Consider the following 22,450-nt stretch of genomic DNA (forward strand, 5'->3'; position numbering starts at 1 on the left):
CCCCGCGGGGGGGCAGGTCCGCCTTGGGGCGGCCCGGCGGCGGACCTGACCATGCGCTTCATCTTCAAGACCAGCTACGACCAGGACATCCGCCTCGCGCGCCATGGCGGGCACGTGTTCTGGTACGGCCTGCTCGTCGCGTTCCTGGTGGCCGCGCCGTGGGTCATCGACGAGTACTGGCTGGCGCAACTGACCTTCGTGCTGATCTACGGCATCGTCGGCCTGGGGCTGATGCTGCTGGCGGGGTTCACGGGGCAGTTCTCCATCGGGCATGCGGCGTTTCTCGGCGCGGGTGCGTACACGCAGGGCGTGCTGACGAACATGGGGGTGCCGTTCCCGCTGGCGTTGATTGCCTCGGCCGCGCTGGCGGCGGCGGTGGGCGTGGTGGTGGCCTTGCCCGCGTTGCGCGTGAAGGGCATCTACCTGGGCATTGCGACGCTGTCGTTCGGCTTCATCGTCGAGGAGGTGTTCGCGCGCTGGGAGAGCGTGACGGGCGGCAACGCCGGCCTGCACGTGAAGGCGCCGCAGCTCTTCGGCTGGTCGCTGGGCTCGGGCGACGGCTTCTACTTTCTGTGCCTGGTGGTGGCGGTGGTGGCGACGCTGGGCATCCTGAACCTGCTGCGCTCGCCGACGGGCCGCGCCTTCGTGGCGATCCGCGACTCGGAGATTTCCGCGCAGAGCATGGGCATCCACCTGGCGCGCTACAAGACGATGTCGTTCGCGATCTCTGCCGCGCTCGCGGGGCTCGGCGGTGCGCTGTATGCGCACAAGCTGAGCTTCATCTCGCCCGACCAGTTCAGCATCCTGCAGTCGATCGACCTGCTGCTGATGGTGGTGATCGGCGGGCTCGGCTCGGTGCACGGCGCGTTCCTGGGCGCGATCTTTTTGATCGCGATGCCGCAACTCATTTCCATCGGCAAGGACTGGCTGCCCGAGGCCATCGGCCAGGCGCCGGGGCTGCAGGGACTGGTGTACGGGCTGGTGCTGATCGCGTTCGTGCTGTTCGAGCCGCTGGGGCTGTACGGCCGCTGGCTCAAGGTGCGCACCTGGCTGCAGCTCTTTCCGTTCTACCGCAGGGGCTTGTTCAAGCGGCAGAAGTCGTTCACCAAGTCGGACCGCCTGAGATGAGCGGCGACATCCTCCTGTCGGCCAAGGACCTGAGCGTGCGCTTCGGCGGCGTGCTCGCGGTCAACAAGGTGAGCTTCGACGTGCGCCGCGGCGAGGTGTTCACGCTGATCGGGCCGAACGGCGCGGGCAAGACGACGGTGTTCAACCTGATCAGCCGCATCTACACGCCGACCACGGGCCAGATCACCTGGCACGGCGAAGAGCGCGGCCCCATCGCGCTGACGCAGCAGGCGCCGCACGCCATCGCGGCGCTGGGCATTGCGCGCACCTTCCAGAACATCGAGCTGTTCGAGCACGCGACGGTGCTGCACAACCTGCTGATCGGGCGCCACACGCACCGCCAGACGGGGTTCTGGAGCGAGGTGTTCTTCACGCCGACCACGCGGCGCGCGGAGATCGAGGCGCGCGAGAAGGCGGAGCAGGTGATCGAGCTGCTCGACCTGCAGCACCACCGCGATTCGATGGTGGCGGGCTTGCCCTACGGCGTACGCAAGGTCGTCGAGCTGGCGCGCGCGCTGTGCACCGAGCCCAAGCTGCTGCTGCTCGACGAACCTTCTTCCGGCCTCAACGTGGAAGAGACGGCCGACATGGCGTTCTGGATCCAGGACATCCAGCACGAGCTGGGCGTTTCGGTGCTGATGGTCGAGCACGACATGTCGCTGGTGTCGAAGGTGTCCGACCGGGTGCTGGCGATGAACATGGGCGAGGTGTTGGCCACGGGCTCCCCGGGCGAGGTGCAGGCGGATGCGCGGGTGGTCGAGGCCTACCTGGGAACGGTGGACGACGTGAGCAGCCTGAGGCGGGTGGCGGCATGAGCGAGGTGGTCTTGCAACTGCTCAACGTCGAGAGTGCCTATGGGCCGATCAAGGCGATCCGCGGCGTGAGCCTGAAGGTCCGCAAGGGCGAGATCGCCACGGTGCTGGGCTCCAACGGCGCGGGCAAGACGACCATCCTCAAGACCATCTCCGGCATCATCGATCCGCGCAAGGGCAGCATCGAGTTCCAGGGCAAGGACATCACCGCCAAGGACCCGGCCTGCATCGTGCAGCAAGGCCTGAGCCACGTGCCCGAAGGCCGTGAGGTCTTCCCGCTGCTGTCGGTGAAGGACAACCTCTTGATGGGCGCCTACACCCGCAAGGACCGCGACGGCGTGGCGCGCGACATGGAAACGGTCTACGCCTACTTTCCCATTCTTCGCGAACGCGCCACGCAGGACGCGGGGCTGCTGTCGGGCGGGCAGCAGCAGATGCTGGCCATTTCGCGCGCGATCATGGCCGCGCCGCACCTCATTCTTCTGGACGAACCGAGCCTCGGCCTGAGCCCCAAGCTGACGAAGGAGATCTTCGAGATCGTGGTGCGCATCAACCGCGAGCGCGGCACCACGATCCTGCTGGTCGAGCAGAACGCCAACATGGCGCTGAACGCGGCCGACCACGGCTACGTGCTGGAGAACGGCCGCATCGTGATGGAGGACGCCTGCGAACGCCTGCGCGAGAAGGACGACATCAAGGAGTTCTACCTCGGCGTGAAGGACGACGGCGTGCGCGGCGAGCGGCGCTGGAAAAAGAAGAAGACCTGGAGATAGCCGCCATGCAAGGACTCTGGGACCTGAACACCTTCGCCCCGCGCACCGACGTGGTCGTGCCGGGCGACACCGTTTCCGCCATGTTCTGGAACGCCGTGAAGCAGCGCGGCGACGCGGTCTGGATGCGGCAGAAGGAACTCGGCATCTGGCGCAGCTGGAGCTGGCACCGGACGGGCGACGCGGTGCGCGAGATCGCGGCGGGGCTGCAGGCGATCGGCTTCGCGCCGGGCGAGTGCGCGTCGATCCTGTCGAACACGGTCATCGAATGGGTGCTGGCCGACCTGGCCGTGCTGAGCTGCGGCGGTGTGTCGAACGGCATCTACCCGACCGACGCGGCCTCGCAGGTGCACTACCTGTGCGAAGACTCGCGCACCACGGTGCTGTTCGTGGAGGACGACGAGCAGCTCGACAAGGCGCTCGAGGTGCGCGCCGGCCTGCCGGGGCTGCGCTGCGTGGTCGTGTTCGACATGGAGGGCCTGCGCGACCTCGACGACGCGGCGGTGATGAGCCTCGACGCGCTGCGCGCCCTCGGGCGCCAGCACCTGGCGACCGACCCGCAGGCGGTGGAGCGCACCGTGGCGGCCTGCCGTCCGGAAGACCTGGCGATCCTGGTCTACACCTCGGGCACCACCGGCAAGCCCAAGGGCGCGATGCACAGCCATGCGGGGCTGGTGTACACCGCGCGCGGCTACAACTCGCTCATTGCGCAGGACGAGACCGACGAGCGCATGTGCTTCCTGCCGCTGTGCCACATCGCCGAGCGCATGGGCGGCGAGTACTTCGCGATGTACACCGGCTCGATCCTCAACTTCGTGGAGAACCCCGAGACCGTGCCGGAGAACGTGCGCGAGATTGCGCCGACGGTGTTCACGGCGGTGCCGCGGGTGTGGGAGAAGTTCTACTCGGGCGTGATGATCGCGCTGAAGGAAGCCAGCCCGCTGCAGCAGGCAGCCTACAGGTGGAGCATCGGCGTGGGCGAGCAGATTGCCGGCCGCGTGCTGGCGGGCGAGCCGGTCGGTGCGTTGCTGAAGTTCAAGTTCAGGCTGGCGCGGGTGCTGGCGCTGGACAACGCGCGCAAGCTCATCGGCATCCACCGCGCGCGCTTCCTGGTGACGGGCGCGGCGCCCATCTCGCCCGAGCTGGTGAAGTGGTACCTGGCGCTGGGCGTGCCGATGCTGGAGGTGTGGGGCATGACGGAGTCGTGCGGCGCCTCGACCGCGGTGCCGGCCGCGCGCATCAAGCCGGGGTCGATCGGGCCGGCCACGGCCTACAACGAGGTGCGCATCGACGCGGCCACCAGCGAGATCCTGGTGCGCGGGCCGAACGTCTTCATGGGCTACCTCAACCTGCCGGAGAAGACGGCCGAGACCATCGACGCCGACGGCTGGCTGCACACGGGCGACGTGGGCGTGATGGACGAGGACGGGTATTTCCGCATCACCGACCGGATGAAAGACATCATCATCACGGCGGGGGGGAAGAACGTGACGCCCAGCGAGCTGGAGAACGAGCTCAAGTTCAGCCTCTACATCACCGATGCCGTGGTCATCGGCGACAAGAAGCCCTACCTCACGGTGATCGTCATGATCGACCAGGAGAACGTCGAGAAGTTTGCGCAGGACCACGACGTGCCGTTCAGCAACTACGAGAGCCTGACGCGCACGCGCGAAGTGCAGGACCTGATCCAGGGCGAGATCGACCGCGTCAACGCCAGGTTCGCGCGCGTCGAGCAGATCAAGAAGTTCTTTCTGCTCGAGACGCAGCTCAGCGCCGAGGACGAGGAGCTCACGCCCACGATGAAGCTCAAGCGCAAGCTGGTGCAGACGAAGTACGCGGAGCGCATCGAGGCGATGTACCGCTGACGCCTCTGAACCGCTGACGCCGCTGCCATTGCAGATCCGTTTTTTTCGCCAACCCGAGGAGACAACCGCATGAAGCTCAAGACACTGACGACGCTGGCCGTGCTGGGCCTGATCGCGACGCTCGCGTCCGCGCAGCAGCAGGGCGTGAGCAAGGACGAGATCCGCATCGGCACCATCCAGGACCTCTCGGGCCCGCTCGCGGGCTTCGGCAAGCAGGCGCGCAACGGCATGCAGCTGCGCGTGGACGAACTCAACGAGCAGGGCAGCGTGAACGGGCGCAAGCTCAAGCTGTTCGTCGAGGACTCGGGCTACGACCCGAAGAAGGCGGTGCTGGCCGCGCAGAAGCTGGTGAACCAGGAAAAGATCTTCATCATGGCCGGCCACATCGGCACGGCGCAGAACATGGCGGCGATGCCGGTGCAGTTCGACAAGAACATCGTCAACTACATGCCCATCACCGCGGCGCGCGAAATGTACGAGCCGCTGAACCGGCTGAAGTATTCGTTCGCGGCCACCTACTACGACCAGATTCGCCTGGCGCTGCCGAAGATGGTGAAGGACAAGGGCGCCAAGAAGGTCTGCACCATCTACCAGGACGACGAGTTCGGGCTCGAGGTGCAGCGCGGCGCCGAGGCCGGGCTCAAGGCCGCGGGCATGGAGCTGGCCGAGAAGACCTCGTTCAAGCGCGGCGCCACCGACTTCAGCTCGCAGGTCGCGAAGATGAAGGCCGCCAACTGCGACCTGGTGGTGCTGGGCACCATCATCCGCGAGACCATCGGCACCGTGGGCGAGGCGCGCAAGACCGGCTTCAACCCGACCTTCCTGGGCTCCAGCGCGGCCTACACCGACCTGATCCACAAGCTCGGCGGCAAGGCGATGGACGGCGTGTACGCCACCATGACCGTGCAGAACCCCTACACCGACGAACAGTCGCAGCCGCTGCGCTTCTGGGCCAACAAGTACAAGACCAAGTTCAACGAAGACCCGACCGTGTTCTCGGTGTACGGCTACGTGATCGTCGATTCGTTCATCAAGGCGGCGACCAAGGCCGGCCCGAACCTCACGACCGACAGCTTCATCAAGGCGATGGACGGCATGACCTTCGAGCCCGACATGTTCGGCAGCCCGAAGAGCACCTACACGGCCACCAAGCGGCTGGGCAACGACCAGTCGCGCCTGTCGCAGATCAAGGACGGCAAGTGGGTCGTGGTGTCGGACTATGTGACACCATGACGGGACCATGCCCACGAACTCCGCCATTGCCGCCAGCTACTGGCTGATGAAATCCGAGCCCGACGAGGTCTCGATCGACGATGCGCTCGCCGCGCCCGGCGCCACCGTGGCGTGGACCGGCGTGCGCAACTACCAGGCACGCAACTTCATGCGCGACGGCATGAAGGTGGGCGACGGCGTGCTGTTCTATCACTCGAGCTGCCCGGAGCCGGGCATTGCCGGCATCGCGCGGGTGGCGTCGGGCGTGAAGCCCGACCCGACGCAGTTCGATGCCAAGTCGCCGTACTACGACGCGAAGTCGAAGCCGGAAGACCCGCGCTGGCTGCTGGTGGACGTGAAGGCGCTGCGCAAGACGCGGCTGCTGGCGCTGCCCGAGCTGCGCGAGAAGCCCGAACTGGCCGAGCTGGTGGTGCTGCGCAAGGGCAACCGGCTGTCGATCACGCCGGTGGAGCCCGCGCACTGGAAGATCATCGAGAAGATGCTGGCCTGAACCTTCAGCCCGTGCTCGGGCGGCTTCAGGCCACCTTCGACAGGATCGGGAACAGCTTGCCGAGCCCGTCGGCCATCACCTCCACCGCGAGCGCAGCCAGGATCAGGCCCATCAGCCGGGTCATGATGTTGATGCCCGTCTTGCCGAGCACGCGCGCAATGGGCTGCGCGAGCGAGAACGCCACCGCGGTCGCCAGCGCCACCACCACGCCGTAGCCCACCAGCACCGCCAGCTCCCACAGGTGCTGCGTCTTGTCGGCGTAGATGACCACGGTCGAGATGGCGGCCGGGCCGGTGAGCAGCGGGATGGTGAGCGGCACCACCGCGATGGAGGCGCCCATCGACGCCTTCACCTCGGTGGCGCGCAGCTCCTCGACGTTGGTCTTGCTCTCGGCCGGCTTGGCGTTGAGCATGGACATCGAGCTCATGAGCAGCAGCAGGCCGCCGCCGACCTGGAAGCTTGCGATGGAAATGCCGAAGAACGACAGCAGCTGCAGGCCGAGCAGCGCGCTCACCGCGATCACCACGAAGGCGCTGAAGGCCGACATGCGCACGGTGTGCCGGCGCTGCGCGTCGCTGTAGCCCTGCGTGTAGTGGATGAAGAACGGCACGATGGCCAGCGGGTTGACGATGGCCACCAGCGTGACCAGCGGCTTGATCAGGTCCATCGAGGTGCTCATGGCTCAGCGCCCTCCGGCGATGTCCAGCAGGGCCATGGTGGTGTAGCTCGCCTCGGCCGAGAGCAGCCACACGATGGCGCCCGCAATTTCGTCGGCGGTACCGGCGCGCCGCATCGGGATCTGCGGCCCGAGCGCGGCGGCGCGGTCGGGCAGGCCGCCGGAGGCGTGGATATCGGTGTCGATCACGCCGGGGCGCACCGCGTTCACGCGGATGCCTTCGTCGGCCACTTCCTTGGCCAGGCCGAGGGTGAAGGTGTCGATGGCGCCCTTGCTGGCGGCGTAGTCGACGTACTGGCCCGGCGAGCCCAGCCGCGACGCGGCGCTGGAGACATTGACGATGGCGCCGCCCGTGCCGCCGTGGCGGGTGCTCATGCGGCGCACGGCTTCGCGGGCGCACAGGAAGCTGCCGATCACGTTGATGCGGAACATGCGCTCCAGCCGGGCCACGCTCATTTCGTCGACGCGCGCCGTCACGTCGACGATGCCGGCGCTGTTGACCAGCGCGGTGAGGCGGCCGAGCTTGGCGTCGACCTTCTCGAACATGGCGAGCACCTGCGCCTCGTCGCCCACGTCGGCCTGCACGGCCATGGCGGTGCCGCCGTTCGCGCGGATGGCGCGCACCACCTCGTCGGCGGCCAGCGAGTTGCTGGCGTAGTTGACGGCCACCGCGTAGCCGCGCTTCGCGGCGAGCAGGGCGGTGGCGGCGCCGATGCCGCGCCCGCCGCCCGTGATCAAGAGCACCTGGTCCAAAACCTACCTCCTGCAGAGAAACTGCGTGTCAGTTAAAACCGTTGGTCGGATTACATCATCGGGGCACGCGCATGAGCACAGCGCCGGGCCGTCCCAAGCAAGCTCGCACCGAAGTGCGGAGCACGGAGGTTACCTAATGAGCATCGGCAAAACGATCGACTACTACTTTGCGCCGCAGAGCCCATGGACTTATCTGGGGCATTCCCGCTTCGCGGCGATTGCTGCGGCCGCCGGCGCCACGGTGCGCGTGCGGCCGATCGACCTGGGCAGCGTGTTCCCCGTGTCCGGCGGCCTGCCGCTGGGCAAGCGCGCGCCGCAGCGCCAGGCGTACCGGCTGGCCGACCTCGCGCGTTGTTCGCGCCACCTCGGCCTGCCGCTGAACGTCAAGCCGAAGTTCTTCCCGGTGGCCGGCGACGACGCGGCGCGCGTCATCATCGCGGTCGACCTGCACGACGGCACCGAGGCCGCGATGCGCATGTGCGCGGCGGTCTTCGCGGCGGTGTGGTCGCAGGAGCGCAACATCGGCGACCCCAACGTGCTCGAAGCGCTGGTCGTGGAAAGCGGCCTGCCGGCCAAGCGCTCGGAGCAGTCGCTGAGCCAGGCGGTGCAGGAGCGCTACGAGGCCTACACGCAGGAGGCCATCGACATCCAGGTGTTCGGCGCGCCGAGCTATGTGGTCGATGGCGAGATTTTCTGGGGGCAGGACCGCCTCGACTTCGTCGAGCGGGCGCTGCAACCTTGATTCCCTGATGCCGCAACGCCGGCATTCATTCATCCATCTGCCATCAAGGAGCAAGACAACATGGGCCAATTCATCGATCTCACCGCCAAGGACGGCTTCACCTTCCCCGCCTACGTGGCCGAGCCCGCCGGCAAGCCGCGCGGCGCGGTGGTCGTGGTGCAGGAAATCTTCGGCGTGAACTCGCACATCCGCTCGGTGGCCGACGGCTATGCGGCCGAGGGCTACCTGGCCGTGGCACCGGCTACCTTCCAGCGCGTGAAGCCGGGCGTGGAGCTGGGCTACTCGGACGACGACATGAAGAACGGCTTCGGCCTGAAGACCGCGGTCGAGGCGCTGCCCGCGCCCGGCGTGCTGCAGGACATCGAGGCGTCGATCGCCTACGCGTCGAAGGCCGGCAAGGTCGGCATCGTGGGCTACTGCTGGGGCGGCCTGCTGGTGTGGCGCGCCGCCGCGCTGCTGCCGGGCCTGGCCGCTGCCGCGCCTTACTACGGCGGCGGCATGACCTCGCCGGAAGAAACGGCGCGCAGCCCCAAGGTGCCGGTGCTCGCGCACTTCGGCAACCAGGACCACTGGATTCCGCTGGACACGATCGAGTCGTTCAAGAAGGCGCACCCCGAAGTCGAAGTGCACGTGTACCCGGTGGGCCACGGCTTCAACTGCGACCAGCGCGGCTCGTACGACGCCGATGCGGCCAAGCTGGCGCGCGAGCGCACGCTGGCGTTCTTCGCCAAGCACCTCGGCTGAGCCTTCGGCTTTTCCGCTCGGCCATGAAAAAAACCCGGCGCTGCCGGGTTTTTTGCGTTCAGGCGTGGCTCGGCTTGCGCGGCGTGCTGCCCGGCCCCACGCGCGTCTGCAGGAAGTCGAGCAGGGCGCGCAGCGCGGCGCTGTTGTGGCGCCGCTGCAGGTAGGCGGCCGACAGCCACATGTCCTTGCGGGCGTATTCCGGCAGCACAGGCACCAGCTCGCCGTGGTCGAGGTGCGACTGCACCAGGATCGAAGGCAGGTAGATCACGCCGAAGCCGTGCATGGCCACGCGGATCAGCGGCGCGCCCTCGGTGCAGTCCATGCGGCTTTTCACGGGCACGTCGAGCGGCGTGCCGTTGTCGTCGAAGCGCCAGACCGGCTGCTGGCCCAGCAGCGAGAAGGTCAGCGCGTCGTGGCTGGCCAGGTCGCGCGGGTGCTCGGGCTTGCCGTGCTTCTTCCAGTAGACCGGGGAGGCGCAGACCACCATGTTCATGAGGCGCAGCTTGCGCACGATGAGGTTGGCGTCTTCCACCGGGCCGCTGCGCAGCTCGACGTCGATGCCTTCCTCGGCCAGGTCGACGGTGCGGTTGGTCAGCTGCAGGCTGATCGTCACGTCGGGGTAGTAGCGCATGAAGTCGGCCAGCAGGTTCGGAAACTCGCCGCTGCCCATGCCGTGCGGCGCCGAGATGCGCAGCCGCCCGCTGGGCTGGCTGGCGCGGTCCTGCAGCTCCGACTGGGTGAGCTCGACCATTTCGAGCATGGGCGTGCTGCGCTCCAGCAGCAGCTGGCCGGCGTCGGTCAGGCTCACCGAGCGCGTGGAGCGGTTGAGAAGGCGCACGCCGAAGCGGGTTTCCAGCTCGGCCACATACTTGCTGACGGTGGCCTTCGACATGTCGAGCCTCTTGGCTGCCTGGGAAAAGCTGCCGTGCGAGGCGACTTCCCGGAAGGTTCTGATCAGATCGAGACTGTCCATGTGAATGAGCCCATTGTTTCCGTTTTGGGAACGCGATGGTTCGATTCTCCCGGGTTTTTCCTAACTGGTTCGAGCGACACTTCGGTTACACGCCGACATCGCCAGCCTGGCTGGGTCGTTGGAAGGAACTGAAATGAAGACCTCGAACCTCATCGCCGCTGCCGTCTTGTCCCTGCTCGCCGCCTCCGGCGCGCAGGCCCAGGGCGCGCAAGCCAATGGCGCGCCGGGCTTCGAGCCGGTGCGGCCGCTGCAGGCCGTGACCCGCCGGGCCGACGTGGCGTCGGGCGCCGATGCCGCGGCGCGCGGCGGCAATGTCTACGGCGACGTGGTGGCGGCGCCGCTGACGTCGCGGCCGAGCTCGCGCGACCGGGCTTCGATCCGTGCCGAGGCGGTTGCCGCCGCTCACGCGCCGAACCAGAACCTCGACCGCCGCGCCTTCGTCAACAGCGAAGTGCCGCCGCAATTCGAGGCGCCACGCCGCTGAGACGAAAAGCCGGCGTTCACATCGATCGAAAGCCGGGCCGGTGCGAACCGCCCGGCTTTTTCTTTGCATGCCCGGATGTCAGCATTGTTTCAATAGAGGAAACACCGTGTCTCTGAACCGAGTGATTTGGCAATGCCTTTCGCCCGGAAACTCGCCGCACAGGCAAGCGAACCAGCAAGCCTGGTGGACGAACCATCCGACGAACACACTAGGAGAACTGACAATGAAGACCTCGCAAATCCTCGCCGCTGCCGCCCTGACCCTGCTGGCCGCCACCGCTGCCCAAGCCGAAACGTACCAAGGCGTGAACACCGCCGTCTCGACCAAGAGCCGTGACGACGTGAACGCCGAAGCCGTGCGCACCGCATCGGCGCCGAACCAGAACGTGACCCGCGGTTCGCGCGGCGCGGAAACCGTCGCCGTGTCGAAGGACCGCGCCCTGGTGGAAGCCGAAGCCGTCCGTACCGCCTACGCTCCGAACCAGAACGTGACCGCCGGTTCGCGCGTGAACAGCAAGGTGGTGTCGAACATGCAACACCCGATGGACGTGAACGTTCAAGCCCAACAAGGCTCGGGCGCTGTCGCCAAGTAATTGAAGTGGCCCTTCGGGGCTGCCGAAATTGAAAAAGGGCCCCGCGAAAGCGGGGCCCTTTTTCTTTGGCGCGGCAGGCCGGTCGCTCAGCGGGTGCGCGCCAGGTAGCGCTTGCGCCAGAAGATCAGTACCAGCAGCACCGCGATGACCAGCATCGAGGTCATCGCGATCCAGAACCCGTCGGCCTTGTGCACCAGCGGAATGAACTCGAAGTTCATGCCGAAGATGCCCGCGATCAGGTTCAGCGGCAGGAACACGGCGGTGAGCACCGTCAGCACCCGCATGATGTCGTTGGCGCGGTGGCCCTGCACGCTGAAGTGCATCTGCACGGCCGTCTCGGCGTTCTGCTCCAGCCGGTGCACGTGGTGCACCACGCGCTCGATGTGCTCGAGCACGTCGCGGCTGCGGATCATGATGAGCTCGCGCTCGCGCAGCTCCGTCTCGCCCTTGGGCACGGGCAGGGTCTCGAGCGAGTCGATCCAGTCCTGCATGGCGGCGCGCTGGTCCTCGCAGATCTCGTCCAGGTGGTGCAGCGACTGGCGCGCCTCCATCAGCGCGCCCCAGTTGGTGAAGCGGCTGCGCGGGTCGATCAGCTCGGTCTGCCAATGGTCGAGCTGCTTGGTGAGCTCGCGCCGCAGGTCGAGGTAGCCGTCGACGATCTGGTTGATCACGCGCAGCATCAGGTCCGACGGGCTGGCCGGCAGGCGGGCCGAGGTGGCGCGCACGTCCAGCGCCGGGGCGCCCCGGTCGTCGGGCGATGCGGCCGCCAGCAGCCGCGTGGCGAAGGCGTCGCGCACCGCGCCGTCTTCCGGGTGCACCGACAGCAGCACGCGGTCGAAGACGGCGAAGCCGACCGGGCGGGTGTCGACGCGGCGCAGCACGGGCGGGCCGCTGCGGGGGGTGGGAGGTGTTGGGGGCGCGAGAGGCGTCGCGGGCGGTGTTTCGTTCCCGGTGCCCTTGCCATTGCCCAGATTGGCCAGCGCAGGCTGCCCCTGCCCGTTGGCCAGGCGCCGGAACACCAGCACGTCGTACTGCGAGGTGTAGTCGTAGTGCGAGGGCAACTGGTCGTTGAGCAGGTCGGCCACGTGCAGGTCGACCAGCTGCGTGAGGCACAGCGCCTGCAGGATCTGTTGCACCTCGGCCAGGGAGGCGCGGAATTCCTCGCGCGTGAGCGAGATCCACAGGTAGCCGCCGGCACCGCAGGCGCCCGGCACCGCAAGGGGTGCCAGCGCGGCGTGCTCGCTGACCTGCGTGCGGCTGATTTCGAAGATGCGCATGCCTGGTGCCCGCGCGCGGTCAGCTTTTCAGCAGGCGCGCGGCGTCGAGCGCGAAATACGTCAGCACGCCGTCGGCGCCGGCGCGCTTGAAGGCCAGCAGGCTTTCGAGCACCACGGCGTCGTGGTCGAGCCAGCCGTTCTGGGCGGCGGCCTTGAGCATGGCGTACTCGCCGCTCACCTGGTAGGCGAAGGTCGGCACGCGGAACTCTTCCTTCACCCGGCGCACGATATCCAGGTAGGGCATGCCGGGCTTCACCATCACCATGTCGGCGCCTTCGGCGATGTCGATGGCGACCTCGCGCAGGGCCTCGTCGCTGTTGCCGGGGTCCATCTGGTAGACCTTCTTGTTGCTCTTGCCGAGCGTGGCGGCCGAGCCGACGGCGTCGCGGAAGGGGCCGTAGAAGGCGCTGGCGTACTTGGCGCTGTAGGCCATGATGCGCGTGTGGATGTCGCCGCGGGCTTCGAGCGCGTTGCGGATGGCGCCGATGCGCCCGTCCATCATGTCGCTGGGCGCCACGATGTCCACGCCGGCCTGCGACTGGGTGAGCGCCTGCTTCACCAGCACCTCGACCGTGGCGTCGTTCAGGATGTAGCCGGTTTCGTCGAGCAAGCCGTCCTGGCCGTGGCTGGTGTAGGGGTCCAGGGCCACGTCGGTCATCACGCCCAGCTCGGGGAAGCGCGCCTTCAGCGCGGCCACCACGCGGGGAATCAGGCCGTCGGGGTTGAAGGCCTCGTCGCCGTTGGGCGTCTTCAGGCTGGCGTCGATCACGGGGAACAGCGCCATCACCGGAATGCCGGCTTCCACGCACTGCTCGGCCACGGGCAGCAGCAGGTCGAGGCTCAGGCGTTCCACGCCGGGCATCGAAGGGACGGCATCACGGCGCTTGTCGCCTTCCTGTACGAACACCGGATAGATCAGGTCGTGTGCAGTGAGCGCATGCTCTCTAACCAGGTTGCGGGTGAAAGCGTCGCGGCGCAACCGTCGCGGCCGCCCGGCGGGAAACATGGCCAGGGGGGAATTTGATGACGTCATATATCCAAAATTGTGCCTGAAGCACTCTTTCGCAGTACGCCGCGCCATGTGGCCGGTTGTCTGACAACTACGGAAAATCGTAGAACCAAGGTTCTCAATTTTTTGCTTCAAATGTCAAAGAAAGTGCCTCAGTCGCTTGAAACCTTGTTTCGTCTTTGTTAAATTCTCAGCGGGCGGCTTGCCGCTCCCCGCTTTTCCTCCCTGAGCGGGTGCCTTGATGTGTGACAGCAAAAGGGCTTCCCAGCCCGACGTGAAGACGTCGGGCTTTTTTTTGCCCGTCGCCTTTGCGTGCACGGGCAAAACGGGGCGGTGGCGGGAGGCGCGCCACTAAACTGGCCCGCATGCTCTGGGTCAAATCTCTTCACATCGTCTTCATCGCCAGCTGGTTCGCGGGGCTGTTCTACCTGCCCCGGATCTTCGTCAACCTGGCCATGGTGCCGCCCGAATCGGTGGCGGAACGCGCCCGGCTCCTGCTGATGGCGCGCAAGCTGATGCGGTTCACCACGATGCTGGCGGTTCCCGCGATCGTTTTCGGCGCCTGGCTCTGGCTGGGCTACGGCATCGGCCGCGGCCCGGGCAACGGCTGGATGCACGCCAAGCTGGCGCTGGTGGTGGTGGCCATCGGCTACCACCACGGCTGCGGCGTGCTGCTGCGCCGCTTCGTGGCAGGGCAGAACCGGCGCAGCGACCGCTGGTACCGCTGGTTCAACGAGCTGCCGGTGGTGTTGCTGCTGGCCATCGTGATCCTGGTGGTCGTGAAGCCGTTCTGAGGCCGGGGCATCCAGTGGACCAGGCGCCAAGGCCGCACAAGTCCGCCGCGCTCCCCCTGGCGCTGGCGTACGCGGCGCTGATCGTCTATGCCAGCCTGTACCCGTTCGCCGACTGGCGCGACCAGGGGATCGCGCCGTGGGCCTACCTGTCGGCGCCCTGGCCCAAGTACTGGACGGGCTTCGACTTCGCGATCAATGTGGTGGGCTACGTGCCCTTCGGCTTCCTCTGTGCGCTGGCGGTGCTGCGCACGCGCCCCGGCGCCGGCGTGTGGCGGGCGGTGCTGCGCGCCACCGCGTCGGGGGCGGCCATCGCCTTTGCCATGGAGACGCTGCAGAGCTACCTGCCCGCGCGCATTCCGTCCAACGTCGACCTGGGGCTGAACACGTCGGGCGCCATCCTCGGCGCGGTGCTGGCGGCGGGGCTCGAGCGGCTGGGGGCGGTTGCGCACTGGAGCCGGGCGCGCTCCCAATGGTTCGTGGAGGACGCGCGCGGCGGCCTGGTGCTGCTCGCGCTCTGGCCGTTCGCGCTGCTGTTCCCGGCGGCCGTCACCTTCGGGCTGGGCCAGGTGTTCGAGCGGCTCGAGGTGGCGATTTCCGAATGGCTGCTCGACACCCCTTTCATCGACTGGCTGCCCGTGCGGCAGTTCGAGCTCGAGCCGCTGGTGCCGGCGGTCGAGCTGCTGTGCGTGATGCTGGGCGCGCTGGTGCCGTGCCTGCTGGGCTACCTGGTGGCGCGCTCCGTGGTGCAGCGCGCCGTGCTGCTGCCGCTGACGTTGCTGGCGGGCGTGGCGGCGTCGGCGCTGTCGGCGGCGCTGAGCTACGGGCCCGACCACGCATGGGCCTGGCTCGACCTGCCGGTGCAGGTCGGCATGGCGGCCGCGCTGTTCACCGGCGTGCTGCTGCTGTTCGCGCCGCGCCGCCTCTGCGCGGCGCTGCTGCTGGTGGGGCTGGTGCTGCAGCTGAGCCTGCTGAACCAGGCGCCCGAGAGCGCCTACTTCGCGCAGACGCTGGCGACGTGGGAGCAGGGGCGATTCATCCGCTTCCACGGGCTGGCCCAGTGGCTGGGGTGGAGCTGGCCTTTCGCGGTGCTGGCCTATGTGGTGGCGGCGCTGTCGCGCCGCAGCGGGGAGAAGGCGAAGGTTGACCAGGGCTGACCAACGCTGACAGAAGCCGACAAGGGCCGACAAAGGTTGAGACCAGGGCCGGCAAAGGTTGAACAGGGCGCTCTGGAAGGGCCGGTCACTAAAATCCTGCGATGCCCAGCCCCACACCCGCCGCACCGACCGGCTACTACGGCCGCCACATCTTCTTCTGCCTCAACGAGCGCAAGAACGGCGAAGACTCCTGCGCCCTGCACAACGCGCAGGAGGGCTTCGACCGCTGCAAGGCGAAGGTCAAGGAGCAGGGGCTTTCCGGGCCCGGCAAGGTGCGCGTCAACAAGGCCGGCTGCCTCGACCGCTGCGCGGGCGGGCCTGTGGCCGTGGTCTATCCGGAGGCCGTCTGGTACACCTTCGTCGACAGCGAGGACATCGACGAGATCGTCGAGTCCCATCTGAAGAACGGCCAGGTCGTCGAGCGCCTCGTGCTGCCGGCCGACGTCGGACGCTGAACTTTTTCGCCGGCCTCTCGCTCGTACCGTGCGTAACCTGTGCCAATGAATTCCCAAACAGAAAAACTCAGCCTCCAGGGCGCCGCCGGCGCAGTCGAGGTGCAGCGCGACCAGCCCGCTGAAACCGCGCGCGGCATCGCCGTGATCGCCCATCCGCATCCGCTGTTCGGCGGCACCATGGACAACAAGGTCGTCCAGACCCTGGCGCGTGCCTTCGTGGCGTGCGGCTGGACCACGGTGCGCTTCAACTTCCGCGGCGTGGGCGCCAGCGAAGGCGTGCACGACGAAGGACGGGGCGAACTCGAAGACATGCTGAATGTCGTCGGCCAGCTGGCGCCCGAAGGCCCGATCGCGATTGCCGGCTTTTCGTTCGGCGCGTTCGTTGCCAGCGGCGCGGTCGAGAAGCTCTGGGCCGAACGCGACGTCCGGCAGATCGTGCTGGTCGGCACGGCCGCCGCGCGCAACGTGGTGGCCCCGCTGCCCGCCGAGGCGCACGAACGCGCGCTGGTCGTGCACGGCGAGGCCGACGACACCGTGGCGCTCTCCGCCGTGATGGACTGGGCGCGGCCGCAGTCACTTCCTGTCACAGTCGTCCCCGGGGGCGGCCATTTCTTTCACGGACAATTGCCGCTCCTCAAAAGTCTCGTTGTCCGCCATCTGCGCGCGGGCATTGCCTGATCGCCTCGCAGGCTTGTTTCCGTCTCTTTCCGCACTCTCCATGAATCGTTTTCTAGGCGCGCTCCGCACGCTGGTCCTTGCCGCCGCCGCATCCGTCAGCCTCATCGCCGCCGCCCAGGTGCCGGCGCCGCCCGAGATCGCAGCGCGCAGCTACCTGCTGCTGGACGTGACCGCGAACCAGATCCTGGCGCAGAAGGACATCGACAGCCCGGTGGAGCCGGCCTCGCTGACCAAGCTGATGTCTGCCTATGTGGTGTTCGACGCGCTGCGGGCCAAGAAGATCACGCTGACGCAGACCATGCCGGTCAGCCCGCGCGCCTGGAAGATGCCCGGCTCGCGCATGTTCATCGACCCGAAGATGCAGGTGCCGGTGGAAGACCTGATCAAGGGCCTGATCGTGCAGTCGGGCAACGACGCCACGGTGGCGCTGGCGGAAGGCGTGGGCGGCACGGTGGAGCACTTCGTCGAGATGATGAACGCCCAGGCCAAGGCGCTGGGCATGAAGAACACCAGCTACAAGAACCCCGAAGGCCTGACGGCGCCCGGCCACACCACGACGGCCCGCGACCTGAGCATCCTGGCGACCCGCCTGGTGCGCGACTTCCCCGAGGAAGCCAAGTACTACGCCATCAAGAAGTACCGCTACCCGGGCACGCCGTCGACCAACGACACCAACCGCAACCTGCTGCTGTTCCGCGACCCGACCGTCGACGGCCTGAAGACCGGTCACACCGAGGCCGCCGGCTACTGCATGATCGCCACCGCCAAGCGCGACTTCCCGAACCTGACCGGCGGGCGCCGCCTGCTGACGATCGTGCTGGGCACCACCGGCGAGACCGTGCGCGCCAACGAATCGCAGAAGCTGCTGAACTGGGGCTACACGGCCTATGACGCCGTTCGCCTGTTCGACGGCGGCCAGCCGGCCGCCACCCCGGCCGTGTGGAAGGGCAAGTCCAACACGCTGAAGCTGGGCCGCCCCGAACCCATCGTGGTCGCCGTGCCGGCGGGCACCGCCAGCAAGATCAAGACCCAGGTGTCGCGCCCCGACCCCCTGGTGGCGCCGTTCACCAAGTACCAGCCGGTGGGCTCGCTGAAGGTCACGCTGGACGACCAGCCGGTGGCCGACGTGCCGCTGGTGGCCCTGGAGCCCGTCGAGCAGGCCGGTATCTTCGGCCGCGCCTGGGATGCCGTGCGGCTCTGGATCAAGTGATCCGGAGGCGATAAACACACAGACGCGGCCGGCGGCGGGGCTTTCGCCACGGTCGGTCTTGCTGTTTCGGACTCGTTTGCTATACTCGTGGGCTTTTCGGAAATTTCCGAAGGGTTTCACGTTTTCGTCATCTCCCGGTTGTTCCTGCGTCACGACAGGAGCGGTTAATAGCCAAAGCCGGGCTGTTTTGGGACTTATTCATTCATGCCAACCATCAATCAACTGGTGCGTCAGGGTCGAACGGTCGAAAAGATCAATTCGAAGAGCCCTGCCATGCAGAACTCGCCGCAACGTCGCGGTGTCTGCACCCGCGTCTACACCACGACGCCCAAGAAGCCCAACTCGGCGCTTCGTAAAGTTGCCAAGGTCCGTCTGACCAATGGCTTCGAAGTCATCTCCTACATCGGCGGCGAAGGCCACAACCTGCAGGAACACAGCGTCGTGCTGGTTCGCGGCGGTCGTGTCAAGGACTTGCCCGGTGTTCGTTACCACATCGTGCGCGGTTCGCTCGACTTGCAAGGCGTGAAAGACCGCAAGCAGTCGCGTTCCAAGTACGGCGCGAAGCGCCCCAAGAAGGCTTAAGCCTTCCTGTCGTCAGAAAACAAGCGGTGTTCGGTTGCCTTGGCGGGCACATCGAACGAAGTGACCCAATGTCGGGTCGAGTAAGTGAGAGTTCGAACTGGCTCTCGCGGTATCGGAAACGGTACCAACTGAAGCAAAGAGGTTAAAAAAATGCCACGTCGTCGCGAAGTCCCCAAACGTGAAATCCTGCCGGATCCCAAGTACGGCAATGTCGAGCTGTCGAAGTTCATGAACGTGATCATGGAAGGCGGCAAGAAGGCTGTTGCCGAGCGCATCATCTACGGTGCTCTCGACTTCATCGAAAAGAAGAACCCGGACAAGGACCCCCTCGAAGCGTTCACCGTTGCCATCAACAACGTGAAGCCGATGGTCGAAGTGAAGTCGCGCCGCGTGGGCGGTGCGAACTACCAGGTGCCGGTCGAAGTGCGCCCCGTGCGCCGTCTGGCGCTGTCGATGCGCTGGATCAAGGAAGCTGCCCGCAAGCGCGGTGAGAAGTCGATGGCCCTGCGTCTGGCCAACGAACTGATGGAAGCCACGGAAGGCCGTGGCGGTGCCATGAAGAAGCGCGATGAAGTGCACCGCATGGCAGAAGCCAACCGGGCGTTCAGCCACTTCCGCTTCTAAAAATCAAACTTCGCTTGGGCGTTGGGTGTCGAGTGTCGGGCGTTGTGCCCTTGCTCGGGGCCCAGCGCTCAACGCATTTCAACCCGAAAGTAAATCATGTCCCGCAAGACCCCCATCGAGCGCTACCGCAACATCGGCATCTCCGCGCACATCGACGCCGGCAAGACCACGACGACCGAACGTATCCTGTTCTACACCGGTGTGAACCACAAGATCGGTGAAGTGCACGACGGTGCCGCCACGATGGACTGGATGGAGCAAGAGCAAGAGCGCGGTATCACGATCACGTCCGCTGCCACCACCTGCTTCTGGAAGGGCATGGCCGGCAAGTTCGACGAACACCGCATCAACATCATCGACACCCCCGGCCACGTGGACTTCACCATTGAAGTCGAGCGCTCGATGCGCGTGCTGGACGGCGCGGTCATGGTGTACGACGCCGTCGGCGGCGTGCAGCCCCAGTCGGAAACCGTCTGGCGCCAGGCCAACAAGTACAAGGTGCCCCGTCTCGCGTTCGTCAACAAGATGGACCGTACCGGCGCCGACTTCCTGCGCGTGCGCCAGATGATGGTGGACCGCCTGAAGGCCAACCCCGTCGTGATCCAGATCCCGATCGGTGCCGAAGAGCACTTCCAGGGCATCGTCGACCTCGTGAAGATGAAGGCCATCATCTGGGACGACGACAAGGGCGTGACCTTCCAGTACGGCGACATTCCGGCCAACCTGACCGATGTCTGCAACGAATACCGTGAAAAGCTCATCGAAGCGGCTGCCGAAGCCAGCGAAGAGCTGATGAACAAGTACCTCGAAGGCGGCGAGCTGAGCGAGGAAGAAATCAAGAAGGCCATTCGCCAGCGCACCATCGCCGGCGAAATCCAGCCGATGCTGTGCGGCTCGGCCTTCAAGAACAAGGGCGTGCAGGCCATGCTCGACGCCGTCGTCGAATACATGCCCGCTCCGACCGACATTCCGCCGGTGAACGGCCTGGACGAAGACGAAGCGCCTGTCATCCGCAAGGCTGACGACAGCGAGAAGTTCTCGGCCCTCGCATTCAAGCTGATGACCGACCCGTTCGTGGGCCAGCTGACCTTCGTGCGCGTCTATTCGGGCGTGCTTTCGAAGGGCGACAGCGTCTACAACCCGGTGCGCGGCAAGAAGGAACGTATCGGCCGTATCGTGCAGATGCACGCGAACAACCGCGAAGAAGTCAGCGAAATCCGCGCCGGCGACATCGCCGCCTGCGTGGGCCTGAAGGAAGTGACCACCGGCGAAACGCTGTGCGATCCGGATGCAATCGTGACGCTCGAGCGCATGGTGTTCCCTGAATCGGTGATCTCGCAGGCCGTCGAGCCGAAGACCAAGGCCGACCAGGAAAAGATGGGCATCGCCCTGCAACGCCTGGCTCAGGAAGATCCTTCGTTCCGCGTGAAGACCGACGAAGAATCGGGCCAGACCATCATCGCCGGCATGGGCGAGCTCCACCTTGAAATCATCGTGGACCGCATGAAGCGCGAATTCGGCGTGGAAGCCAACGTGGGCAAGCCGCAAGTGGCTTACCGCGAAACGATCCGCAAGACCGTCGAAGATGCCGAAGGCAAGTTCGTTCGCCAATCGGGCGGCAAGGGCCAGTACGGTCACGTCATCCTGAAGCTCGAGCCGCAGGAAGCCGGCAAGGGCTTCGAGTTCGTCGACGCCATCAAGGGCGGTGTGGTTCCTCGCGAGTACATCCCCGCGGTGGAAAAGGGCGTTGTGGAAGCGCTGACGCAAGGCGTGCTGGCGGGCTACCCCGTCGTGGACGTCAAGGTCACGCTGCACTTCGGTTCGTACCACGACGTGGACTCGAACGAAATGGCGTTCAAGATGGCCGCCATCTTCGGCTTCAAGGAAGGCGCCCGCAAGGCCAGCCCCGTGATCCTCGAGCCGATGATGGCCGTGGAAGTCGAAACGCCTGAAGACTACGCCGGCAACGTGATGGGCGACCTGTCCTCGCGTCGCGGCATGGTGCAAGGCATGGACGACATGATCGGTGGCGGCAAGTCCATCAAGGCCGAAGTGCCGCTGTCGGAAATGTTCGGCTACTCGACCACGCTGCGTTCGATGTCGCAAGGCCGCGCCACGTACACGATGGAGTTCAAGCACTACGCTGAAGCTCCGCGTAACGTTGCCGAAGCCATCGTGGCCGCTCGCGCAAAGTAATTTCAGGAATGTGGGGCCGTGCAGTGCGCGGCCCTTCTTGTCTGCGATCGTGTGCCCTCCGCTGCCCGTGGCGAAGGAACCAGCAATGCGGTGCAGACATAAAACCAATACACGGGACATGCTCTTTCAAGGATTGAAAAATGGCAAAAGGTAAGTTCACCCGTACCAAGCCCCACGTCAACGTGGGCACGATCGGTCACGTCGACCATGGCAAGACCACGCTGACGGCTGCAATCGCAACCGTTCTGTCGGCCAAGTTCGGCGGCGAAGCCAAGGCTTACGACCAGATCGACGCTGCACCTGAAGAAAAGGCCCGCGGCATCACGATCAACACCGCGCACGTCGAGTACGAAACGGCCAACCGCCACTACGCACACGTCGACTGCCCCGGTCACGCCGACTACGTGAAGAACATGATCACGGGCGCCGCTCAGATGGACGGCGCGATCCTGGTGTGCTCGGCCGCTGACGGCCCGATGCCCCAGACCCGTGAACACATCCTGCTGGCTCGCCAGGTGGGTGTGGGTTACATCATCGTTTTCCTGAACAAGTGCGACATGGTCGACGACGCCGAGCTGCTCGAGCTGGTCGAAATGGAAGTGCGCGAGCTGCTGGACAAGTACGACTTCCCTGGCGACGACACCCCGATCATTCACGGCTCGGCCAAGCTCGCCCTCGAAGGCGACAAGGGCAAGCTGGGCGAAGAAGCCATCATGAAGCTGGCTGAAGCGCTGGACACGTACATCCCGACGCCCGAGCGCGCCGTGGACGGCACGTTCCTGATGCCCGTGGAAGACGTGTTCTCGATCTCGGGTCGCGGCACGGTCGTGACCGGCGCCGTCGAGCGTGGCGTGATCAAGGTCGGCGAAGAAATCGAAATCGTGGGCATCCGCCCGACGGTCAAGACCATCTGCACCGGCGTGGAAATGTTCCGCAAGCTGCTGGACCAGGGTCAAGCGGGCGACAACGTCGGCGTGCTGCTGCGCGGCACGAAGCGCGAAGAAGTCGAACGCGGCCAAGTGCTGTGCAAGCCCGGCTCGATCAAGCCGCACGTGCACTTCACCGCCGAGGTGTATGTCCTGTCGAAGGACGAAGGCGGCCGTCACACGCCGTTCTTCAACAACTACCGCCCGCAGTTCTACTTCCGCACGACGGACGTGACCGGCGCGATCGAGTTGCCCAAGGACAAGGAAATGGTCATGCCTGGCG

Annotated in this window: 24 protein-coding genes; 19 read left to right on the top strand and 5 right to left on the bottom strand. The window is 66.2% G+C overall.

Features of this window, described 5'->3' with window-relative positions; all coding sequences use genetic code 11:
- The first annotated feature begins 51 nt into the window (after positions 1 to 51).
- From BM013_RS34745 to BM013_RS34770, 6 genes are all read left to right on the top strand, one after another.
- A complete protein-coding gene (locus tag BM013_RS34745) occupies positions 52 to 1,128 on the top strand; it encodes a branched-chain amino acid ABC transporter permease (RefSeq protein WP_093133770.1) in 1,077 nt (358 codons plus the stop codon).
- A complete protein-coding gene (locus tag BM013_RS34750) occupies positions 1,125 to 1,943 on the top strand; it encodes an ABC transporter ATP-binding protein (protein ID WP_093133772.1) in 819 nt (272 codons plus the stop codon). The genes BM013_RS34745 and BM013_RS34750 overlap by 4 nt, the downstream gene beginning before the upstream one ends.
- Positions 1,940 to 2,713, top strand: a complete 774-nt coding sequence (locus BM013_RS34755) for an ABC transporter ATP-binding protein (RefSeq protein WP_093133775.1) — start codon at positions 1,940 to 1,942, stop codon at positions 2,711 to 2,713. The genes BM013_RS34750 and BM013_RS34755 overlap by 4 nt, the downstream gene beginning before the upstream one ends.
- 5 nt (positions 2,714 to 2,718) lie before the next feature.
- Positions 2,719 to 4,575, top strand: coding sequence for an AMP-dependent synthetase/ligase (locus BM013_RS34760; RefSeq protein ID WP_093133776.1), 1,857 nt, complete (start codon positions 2,719 to 2,721; stop codon positions 4,573 to 4,575).
- 69 nt (positions 4,576 to 4,644) lie between these two features.
- Positions 4,645 to 5,808, top strand: a complete 1,164-nt coding sequence (locus tag BM013_RS34765) for an ABC transporter substrate-binding protein (protein ID WP_093133779.1) — start codon at positions 4,645 to 4,647, stop codon at positions 5,806 to 5,808.
- Between the two features lie 7 nt (positions 5,809 to 5,815).
- Positions 5,816 to 6,298 (top strand): EVE domain-containing protein, encoded by a 483-nt coding sequence (locus tag BM013_RS34770; protein WP_093133782.1) that lies wholly within the window; start codon positions 5,816 to 5,818, stop codon positions 6,296 to 6,298.
- Positions 6,299 to 6,323: 25 nt separating this feature from the next.
- Here the strand turns inward: BM013_RS34770 and BM013_RS34775 are convergent, their stop codons facing one another.
- Together BM013_RS34775 and BM013_RS34780 are read right to left on the bottom strand one after the other, a co-directional pair.
- Positions 6,324 to 6,977, bottom strand: coding sequence for a MarC family protein (locus tag BM013_RS34775; protein ID WP_093133784.1), 654 nt, complete (start codon positions 6,975 to 6,977; stop codon positions 6,324 to 6,326).
- A 3-nt stretch (positions 6,978 to 6,980) separates the two neighbouring features.
- Positions 6,981 to 7,727 (bottom strand): SDR family oxidoreductase, encoded by a 747-nt coding sequence (locus BM013_RS34780; protein WP_093133787.1) that lies wholly within the window; start codon positions 7,725 to 7,727, stop codon positions 6,981 to 6,983.
- A gap of 136 nt (positions 7,728 to 7,863) precedes the next feature.
- On the opposite strand from BM013_RS34780, the gene BM013_RS34785 reads away from it, so the two are divergent.
- Both BM013_RS34785 and BM013_RS34790 read left to right on the top strand, forming a co-directional pair.
- Positions 7,864 to 8,469, top strand: a complete 606-nt coding sequence (locus BM013_RS34785; protein WP_177206666.1) for a 2-hydroxychromene-2-carboxylate isomerase — start codon at positions 7,864 to 7,866, stop codon at positions 8,467 to 8,469.
- Positions 8,470 to 8,529: 60 nt separating this feature from the next.
- Positions 8,530 to 9,213, top strand: coding sequence for a dienelactone hydrolase family protein (locus BM013_RS34790; RefSeq protein ID WP_093133790.1), 684 nt, complete (start codon positions 8,530 to 8,532; stop codon positions 9,211 to 9,213).
- 58 nt (positions 9,214 to 9,271) lie between these two features.
- Here BM013_RS34790 and BM013_RS34795 read toward each other — a convergent pair whose 3' ends face one another.
- Positions 9,272 to 10,186 (bottom strand): LysR family transcriptional regulator, encoded by a 915-nt coding sequence (locus tag BM013_RS34795; RefSeq protein WP_093133792.1) that lies wholly within the window; start codon positions 10,184 to 10,186, stop codon positions 9,272 to 9,274.
- 133 nt (positions 10,187 to 10,319) lie between these two features.
- Here BM013_RS34795 and BM013_RS34800 point away from each other — a divergent pair, with 133 nt between their 5' ends.
- Both BM013_RS34800 and BM013_RS34805 read left to right on the top strand, forming a co-directional pair.
- Complete coding sequence (locus tag BM013_RS34800; protein WP_093133795.1) at positions 10,320 to 10,670, top strand: alpha/beta hydrolase; 351 nt, start codon at positions 10,320 to 10,322, stop codon at positions 10,668 to 10,670.
- A 223-nt stretch (positions 10,671 to 10,893) separates the two neighbouring features.
- Complete coding sequence (locus BM013_RS34805) at positions 10,894 to 11,262, top strand: DUF4148 domain-containing protein (protein WP_093133797.1); 369 nt, start codon at positions 10,894 to 10,896, stop codon at positions 11,260 to 11,262.
- Positions 11,263 to 11,348: 86 nt separating this feature from the next.
- Here BM013_RS34805 and BM013_RS34810 read toward each other — a convergent pair whose 3' ends face one another.
- Together BM013_RS34810 and hemB are read right to left on the bottom strand one after the other, a co-directional pair.
- The gene (locus tag BM013_RS34810; protein ID WP_093133800.1) at positions 11,349 to 12,539 is read right to left on the bottom strand and encodes a magnesium transporter CorA family protein; all 1,191 of its coding nucleotides are present in this window, start codon (positions 12,537 to 12,539) and stop codon (positions 11,349 to 11,351) included.
- Positions 12,540 to 12,558: 19 nt separating this feature from the next.
- Entirely contained in the window at positions 12,559 to 13,545 is a 987-nt protein-coding gene (gene hemB, locus BM013_RS34815; RefSeq protein WP_093133802.1) for a porphobilinogen synthase, read from the bottom strand.
- 368 nt (positions 13,546 to 13,913) lie between these two features.
- On the opposite strand from hemB, the gene BM013_RS34820 reads away from it, so the two are divergent.
- The 9 genes from BM013_RS34820 to tuf form a co-directional block, all read left to right on the top strand.
- A complete protein-coding gene (locus tag BM013_RS34820) occupies positions 13,914 to 14,342 on the top strand; it encodes a CopD family protein (protein WP_093133805.1) in 429 nt (142 codons plus the stop codon).
- Between the two features lie 14 nt (positions 14,343 to 14,356).
- Complete coding sequence (locus BM013_RS34825; RefSeq protein WP_093133807.1) at positions 14,357 to 15,496, top strand: VanZ family protein; 1,140 nt, start codon at positions 14,357 to 14,359, stop codon at positions 15,494 to 15,496.
- Between the two features lie 101 nt (positions 15,497 to 15,597).
- Positions 15,598 to 15,951, top strand: coding sequence for a (2Fe-2S) ferredoxin domain-containing protein (locus tag BM013_RS34830; RefSeq protein WP_093133809.1), 354 nt, complete (start codon positions 15,598 to 15,600; stop codon positions 15,949 to 15,951).
- 45 nt (positions 15,952 to 15,996) lie between these two features.
- On the top strand, positions 15,997 to 16,629 hold the full coding sequence (locus tag BM013_RS34835) for an alpha/beta hydrolase (RefSeq protein ID WP_093133812.1): 633 nt from the start codon (positions 15,997 to 15,999) through the stop codon (positions 16,627 to 16,629).
- A 40-nt stretch (positions 16,630 to 16,669) separates the two neighbouring features.
- On the top strand, positions 16,670 to 17,839 hold the full coding sequence (locus BM013_RS34840) for a D-alanyl-D-alanine carboxypeptidase family protein (RefSeq protein WP_093133814.1): 1,170 nt from the start codon (positions 16,670 to 16,672) through the stop codon (positions 17,837 to 17,839).
- A gap of 204 nt (positions 17,840 to 18,043) precedes the next feature.
- Positions 18,044 to 18,421 (top strand): 30S ribosomal protein S12, encoded by a 378-nt coding sequence (gene rpsL / locus BM013_RS34845; RefSeq protein WP_013543948.1) that lies wholly within the window; start codon positions 18,044 to 18,046, stop codon positions 18,419 to 18,421.
- 150 nt (positions 18,422 to 18,571) lie between these two features.
- The gene (gene rpsG / locus BM013_RS34850; RefSeq protein ID WP_007829591.1) at positions 18,572 to 19,045 is read left to right on the top strand and encodes a 30S ribosomal protein S7; all 474 of its coding nucleotides are present in this window, start codon (positions 18,572 to 18,574) and stop codon (positions 19,043 to 19,045) included.
- 96 nt (positions 19,046 to 19,141) lie between these two features.
- The gene (gene fusA / locus BM013_RS34855) at positions 19,142 to 21,241 is read left to right on the top strand and encodes an elongation factor G (RefSeq protein ID WP_093133817.1); all 2,100 of its coding nucleotides are present in this window, start codon (positions 19,142 to 19,144) and stop codon (positions 21,239 to 21,241) included.
- 140 nt (positions 21,242 to 21,381) lie between these two features.
- On the top strand, positions 21,382 to 22,450 hold a 1,069-nt coding region (gene tuf, locus BM013_RS34860; RefSeq protein WP_093133820.1), incomplete at its 3' end, for an elongation factor Tu.

The organism is Variovorax sp. OK605 (assembly GCF_900115445.1).
Taxonomy (GTDB): Bacteria; Pseudomonadota; Gammaproteobacteria; order Burkholderiales; family Burkholderiaceae_C; genus Variovorax.

Coding starts and splice junctions, on each gene's coding strand:
- BM013_RS34745 (WP_093133770.1), top strand. CDS start 52: ATGCGCTTCATCTTCAAGACCAGCTACGACCAGGACATCCGCCTCGCG.
- BM013_RS34790 (WP_093133790.1), top strand. CDS start 8,530: ATGGGCCAATTCATCGATCTCACCGCCAAGGACGGCTTCACCTTCCCC.
- hemB (WP_093133802.1), bottom strand. CDS start 13,545: ATGTTTCCCGCCGGGCGGCCGCGACGGTTGCGCCGCGACGCTTTCACC.
- BM013_RS34830 (WP_093133809.1), top strand. CDS start 15,598: ATGCCCAGCCCCACACCCGCCGCACCGACCGGCTACTACGGCCGCCAC.
- BM013_RS34805 (WP_093133797.1), top strand. CDS start 10,894: ATGAAGACCTCGCAAATCCTCGCCGCTGCCGCCCTGACCCTGCTGGCC.
- BM013_RS34835 (WP_093133812.1), top strand. CDS start 15,997: ATGAATTCCCAAACAGAAAAACTCAGCCTCCAGGGCGCCGCCGGCGCA.
- BM013_RS34770 (WP_093133782.1), top strand. CDS start 5,816: ATGCCCACGAACTCCGCCATTGCCGCCAGCTACTGGCTGATGAAATCC.
- fusA (WP_093133817.1), top strand. CDS start 19,142: ATGTCCCGCAAGACCCCCATCGAGCGCTACCGCAACATCGGCATCTCC.
- BM013_RS34750 (WP_093133772.1), top strand. CDS start 1,125: ATGAGCGGCGACATCCTCCTGTCGGCCAAGGACCTGAGCGTGCGCTTC.
- BM013_RS34775 (WP_093133784.1), bottom strand. CDS start 6,977: ATGAGCACCTCGATGGACCTGATCAAGCCGCTGGTCACGCTGGTGGCC.
- BM013_RS34760 (WP_093133776.1), top strand. CDS start 2,719: ATGCAAGGACTCTGGGACCTGAACACCTTCGCCCCGCGCACCGACGTG.
- BM013_RS34755 (WP_093133775.1), top strand. CDS start 1,940: ATGAGCGAGGTGGTCTTGCAACTGCTCAACGTCGAGAGTGCCTATGGG.
- BM013_RS34820 (WP_093133805.1), top strand. CDS start 13,914: ATGCTCTGGGTCAAATCTCTTCACATCGTCTTCATCGCCAGCTGGTTC.
- BM013_RS34765 (WP_093133779.1), top strand. CDS start 4,645: ATGAAGCTCAAGACACTGACGACGCTGGCCGTGCTGGGCCTGATCGCG.
- BM013_RS34800 (WP_093133795.1), top strand. CDS start 10,320: ATGAAGACCTCGAACCTCATCGCCGCTGCCGTCTTGTCCCTGCTCGCC.
- BM013_RS34810 (WP_093133800.1), bottom strand. CDS start 12,539: ATGCGCATCTTCGAAATCAGCCGCACGCAGGTCAGCGAGCACGCCGCG.
- rpsG (WP_007829591.1), top strand. CDS start 18,572: ATGCCACGTCGTCGCGAAGTCCCCAAACGTGAAATCCTGCCGGATCCC.
- rpsL (WP_013543948.1), top strand. CDS start 18,044: ATGCCAACCATCAATCAACTGGTGCGTCAGGGTCGAACGGTCGAAAAG.
- BM013_RS34785 (WP_177206666.1), top strand. CDS start 7,864: ATGAGCATCGGCAAAACGATCGACTACTACTTTGCGCCGCAGAGCCCA.
- BM013_RS34795 (WP_093133792.1), bottom strand. CDS start 10,186: ATGGACAGTCTCGATCTGATCAGAACCTTCCGGGAAGTCGCCTCGCAC.
- BM013_RS34840 (WP_093133814.1), top strand. CDS start 16,670: ATGAATCGTTTTCTAGGCGCGCTCCGCACGCTGGTCCTTGCCGCCGCC.